Here is a 3741-nt window from a genome sequence, read left to right on the forward strand (position 1 = left end):
CATGGTGGGAGCCGCGGTGGGCGCGGTCATGAACCGGCGGGACACCAGGAAGATCGCCGCGCGGATCCGGGCGGACCTGCGGAAGATGCAGGTGCCGTGGGACCAGCTGTCGGAGCTGCCACCGCTGCCGCCGCTGGAGCGGCCCGCGGACGCGCTGTCGATCGAGAAGCCCCTCGAGGAGCCCGGGCGTCCGGGCCCGAACGCGACCGAGTAATCGGCGTAGTCGGCTACGCCGTACACGCCGCCTTGGCGGCCCTGATGGCCTCCGCCAGCCGCTCGGGCTCACGCGTCGACAGGTACAGGTACGGCGTCGGGTCGGCCGGGTCGATGACCTCCACGCGCAAGGCCGTGGGGATGTAGGCGCGCAGCAGCAGGAAGGCGCGGGTGTCGGCCTTGTGGGTGCGCCAGGCGCGGGCCTCCTCGGGCTCCAGGATCTCCGCCTCACCCAGGGCCGTGACTGGGATCTTCGCCTCGCCCGCGATCAGAGAGTCGTTCACCACGCGGATGCGGACCGAGCCGTACGAACTCGCCGCGACCGCTGCGACCGCGGTGCCGCCGGCCAGGCCCCCCAGCATCGGCAGGGTGCCGAAGGGCAGCAGGATCAGGGCCATCGAGACCCCGACCAGGAGGCTGATCAGCCACCAGGAGCGGGGCGCGGTGAGGCGTTCTTCGTACGGGGCGGCGGAAAGCTGCTGCATGGACTCAAGCTTGGCACGGTGTCCGCAGGGAGGCAGGGTCAGGGGGGCGGGGTGAAGCGCCGGGTAAGGTCTGCGGCTGTGAGTGGTACATCCGCAGCTCTGGAGCCTCCCGCCGACGCGACGAAGCCGGTGCGGCACCCCGACGCTCCCGCACCCGGCGAGCTCCTCGGCCCGCACTACGGCGAGTGCTTCGGCTGCGGCGGCGACCAGCCGCATGGACTGCACCTCGCGGCGCGGGCCGGCGAAGGGGTGTCGATCACCGCCGAGTTCACCGTGCGGCCCGAACACCAGGGCGCTCCGGGCCTGGCCCACGGCGGAGTGCTGGCGACCGCCCTCGACGAGACCCTCGGCTCGCTGAACTGGCTGCTGCGCACCATCGCCGTGACCGGACGGCTGGAGACCGACTTCGTGAGGCCGGTGCCGGTGGGGACCACGCTCCAGCTGGCCGCCGAGGTGACGGCGGTCGCCGGGCGGAAGATCTACTCGCGGGCCACCGGACGCATCGGCGGCCCCGACGGGCCTGTCGTCGTCCGCGCCGAGGCGCTCTTCATCGAGGTCGAGGTCGACCACTTCATCGATCACGGCCGCAAGGAAGAGATCCAGGCCGCCATGAACGACCCCGACCAGATCCGGCGCGTCCGCGCCTTCGAGGTGAACCCGTGAGCCGCGACCCCGTGAACGTGCTGATCCGGCGTGTCGATCCGGACGTACCGCTTCCGACGTATGCGCACCCCGGCGACGCGGGAGCCGATCTGCGCACCACCGAAAGCCGTGAACTGAAGCCGGGTGAGCGGGCCGTACTGCCCACGGGCGTGTCTGTGGCGCTCCCGGAGGGGTACGCGGCCTTCGTGCACCCGCGTTCCGGTCTCGCCGCCCGCTGCGGCGTGGCCCTCGTGAATGCCCCGGGGACGGTTGATGCCGGGTACCGTGGGGAGATCAAGGTGATCGTGGTGAATCTCGACCCGCGCGAGCCCGTGCGGTTCGAGCGCTTCGACCGGATTGCCCAACTGGTCGTCCAGCAGGTCGAGAGGGTCCGCTTCCAGGAGGTGGCGGAGCTTCCCGACTCGGCACGGGCCGAGGGGGGCTTCGGGTCCACCGGTGGCCATGCCGCCGTGGACGGCGGGCGCGGCACAAACGGTCAGGCCGCCGTCGGCGGCAACGCGGGTGGGAATCGATACGCTTCGGTCGTATCCGACCGGGAAGGACAGTGACGTGTTCGGACGTCGCAAGAAGAAGGGTGCCGCCGAGGACGCGGCCGGCGAGGCCGAGCAGGTCGTCGACAGCGTCGACACTGAGGCGGACGAGGTCGAGCGCGAGCGGGTGCGGCTCGAGCCGGAACCGCGGCCCGACGGGCCCTGGGACAGCACCGAGGTCCGGGACCCGGCCGAGGGACGGGTGGACCTGGGTGGTCTGTTCGTGCCGGGCGTCGACGGCATGGAGCTGCGGGTCGAGGTCGCGGGCGACGCGATCGTCGCGGCGACCGTCGTACTGCGGGACAGCGCCATCCAGCTGCAGGCCTTCGCCGCGCCCAAGCGCGAGGGCATCTGGGGCGAGGTGCGCGAGGAGATCGGCGCCGGCATCACCCAGCAGGGCGGCATCATCGACGAGGTCGAGGGCCCGCTCGGCTGGGAGCTGCGAGCCCAGGTGCCGGTGCAGCTGCCGGACGGCACGGGCGGCTTCCAGGTGGTCCGGTTCGTCGGTGTGGACGGGCCCCGCTGGTTCCTGCGGGGTGTGATCTCCGGGCAGGGTGCCGTGCAGCCGCAGGCCGCCGGCCTCCTGGAGCAGATCTTCCGGGACACGGTCGTGGTCCGCGGCGACGGGCCGATGGCGCCCCGCGACCCGATCGTCCTGAAGCTGCCGAACGACGCGCAGATGGTCCCCGAGGGCGTCCAGCAGGACGACCAGGCCGGTTCCCGCTTCTCGGGCGGCATGGGACAGCTGCAGCGCGGGCCGGAGATCACCGAGGTCCGTTAGACGTCAGCCCACGCAGGGCCGCATCCCCCCGGAGGGGTGCGGCCCTCGTCGTGTGCGAGCGCTTGAACGGGTGGGCGTCGCTTCGTGATACTGGCGCCCGGATCACGGGGGAGGCGGCATGAGCCAGGTGGTCACCGAGACCATGGTGCGCGTCGAGAACGTCCACAAGTCGTACGGCGAGGGAGCCGCCGCCGTGCACGCCCTGCGCGGGGTCTCCTTCGACGTCTCGCGCGGTGAACTCGTCGCCCTCAAGGGGCGCTCGGGGTCCGGGAAGACGACGTTGCTCAACATCGTCGGTGGCCTCGACGAGCCGGACCGGGGGCGGGTCGCGGTCGACGGGCTCGATCTGTCGGGGCTCGGCGAGAACGGCCTCCTGGAACTGCGCCGGGGCCGCATCGGCTTCGTCTTCCAGTCCTTCGGGCTCATCCCGATCCTCACGGCCGCCGAGAACGTCGGCGTACCGATGCGGCTGCGCCGGGCCGACCCGCGAGAGCGCGAGGAACGCGTCGAGCTGCTGCTGTCCCTGGTCGGCCTCGCCGACCACGCCGCCCAGCGGCCCGGCGAGCTGTCCGGCGGTCAGCAGCAGAGGGTGGCCATCGCCCGCGCCCTCGCCAACAGCCCCTCGCTCCTCGTCGCCGACGAGCCGACCGCCCAGCTGGACGCGGAGACCGGTCACGCGGTGATGGAGCTGCTGCGGGCCGTCGTACGCAGTGAAGGCGTCACGGCGCTGGTCGCCACGCACGACGCGACCCTGCTCGACCTGGCCGACCGGGTCCTGGAGCTGAGCGACGGAGCGGTCGTCGAACGCTAGTTCGCCCAGTGGGGTGCCGTCAGGGTTATGTCAAAGACGCCCTCGGCCCTCCTGGCCGCCCCATTTGCCCGGAACGTTGGCCGTAAGGTCGACGCTGCGTACGTGCAGTTTGCAGAAGACGGACAATGAGGACATGGCACGCGGCAAGCTTCGGATCTACCTGGGTGCGGCGCCGGGGGTGGGCAAGACGTACGCGATGTTGTCCGAGGCGCACCGGCGGGTGGAGCGGGGCACGGACTGCGTGGTGGCGTTCGTGGA

At 71.9% G+C, this 3741-nt stretch carries 5 protein-coding genes and 2 pseudogenes; 6 read left to right on the plus strand and 1 reads right to left on the minus strand.

The window, feature by feature from the left end; all coding sequences use genetic code 11:
- Positions 1–214, plus strand: a pseudogene (locus ACTWQJ_RS48145) (hypothetical protein); the annotation flags it as partial.
- Positions 215–227: 13 nt separating this feature from the next.
- Here ACTWQJ_RS48145 and ACTWQJ_RS48150 read toward each other — a convergent pair.
- The gene (locus tag ACTWQJ_RS48150; protein ID WP_443312696.1) at positions 228–698 is read right to left on the minus strand and encodes a DUF3093 domain-containing protein; all 471 of its coding nucleotides are present in this window, start codon (positions 696–698) and stop codon (positions 228–230) included.
- Positions 699–776: 78 nt separating this feature from the next.
- On the opposite strand from ACTWQJ_RS48150, the gene ACTWQJ_RS48155 reads away from it, so the two are divergent.
- The 5 genes and pseudogenes from ACTWQJ_RS48155 to ACTWQJ_RS48175 form a co-directional block, all read left to right on the plus strand.
- Positions 777–1361, plus strand: coding sequence for a PaaI family thioesterase (locus ACTWQJ_RS48155; protein WP_385516336.1), 585 nt, complete (start codon positions 777–779; stop codon positions 1359–1361).
- Entirely contained in the window at positions 1358–1909 is a 552-nt protein-coding gene (gene dut / locus ACTWQJ_RS48160) for a dUTP diphosphatase (protein ID WP_443312697.1), read from the plus strand. Before ACTWQJ_RS48155 ends, dut begins: the two co-directional genes overlap by 4 nt.
- Before the next feature lies 1 nt (position 1910).
- Positions 1911–2672, plus strand: coding sequence for a DUF3710 domain-containing protein (locus ACTWQJ_RS48165; RefSeq protein WP_224735399.1), 762 nt, complete (start codon positions 1911–1913; stop codon positions 2670–2672).
- 118 nt (positions 2673–2790) lie between these two features.
- Positions 2791–3483 carry an ABC transporter ATP-binding protein gene (locus ACTWQJ_RS48170; protein ID WP_443312698.1) on the plus strand — a complete coding sequence of 231 codons (693 nt, stop codon included), beginning with the start codon at positions 2791–2793 and terminating at the stop codon, positions 3481–3483.
- A gap of 133 nt (positions 3484–3616) precedes the next feature.
- A pseudogene (locus tag ACTWQJ_RS48175) lies at positions 3617–3741 on the plus strand (sensor histidine kinase KdpD); the annotation flags it as partial.

Source organism: Streptomyces sp. KR55, assembly GCF_052245645.1.
Lineage (GTDB): Bacteria > Actinomycetota > Actinomycetes > Streptomycetales > Streptomycetaceae > Streptomyces > Streptomyces flavusporus.

What these genes read in the sequence shown, in the direction of transcription:
- ACTWQJ_RS48150 (WP_443312696.1), bottom strand. Translation starts at nt 698, where the DNA reads ATGCAGCAGCTTTCCGCCGCCCCGTACGAAGAACGCCTCACCGCGCCC.
- ACTWQJ_RS48170 (WP_443312698.1), top strand. Translation starts at nt 2,791, where the DNA reads ATGAGCCAGGTGGTCACCGAGACCATGGTGCGCGTCGAGAACGTCCAC.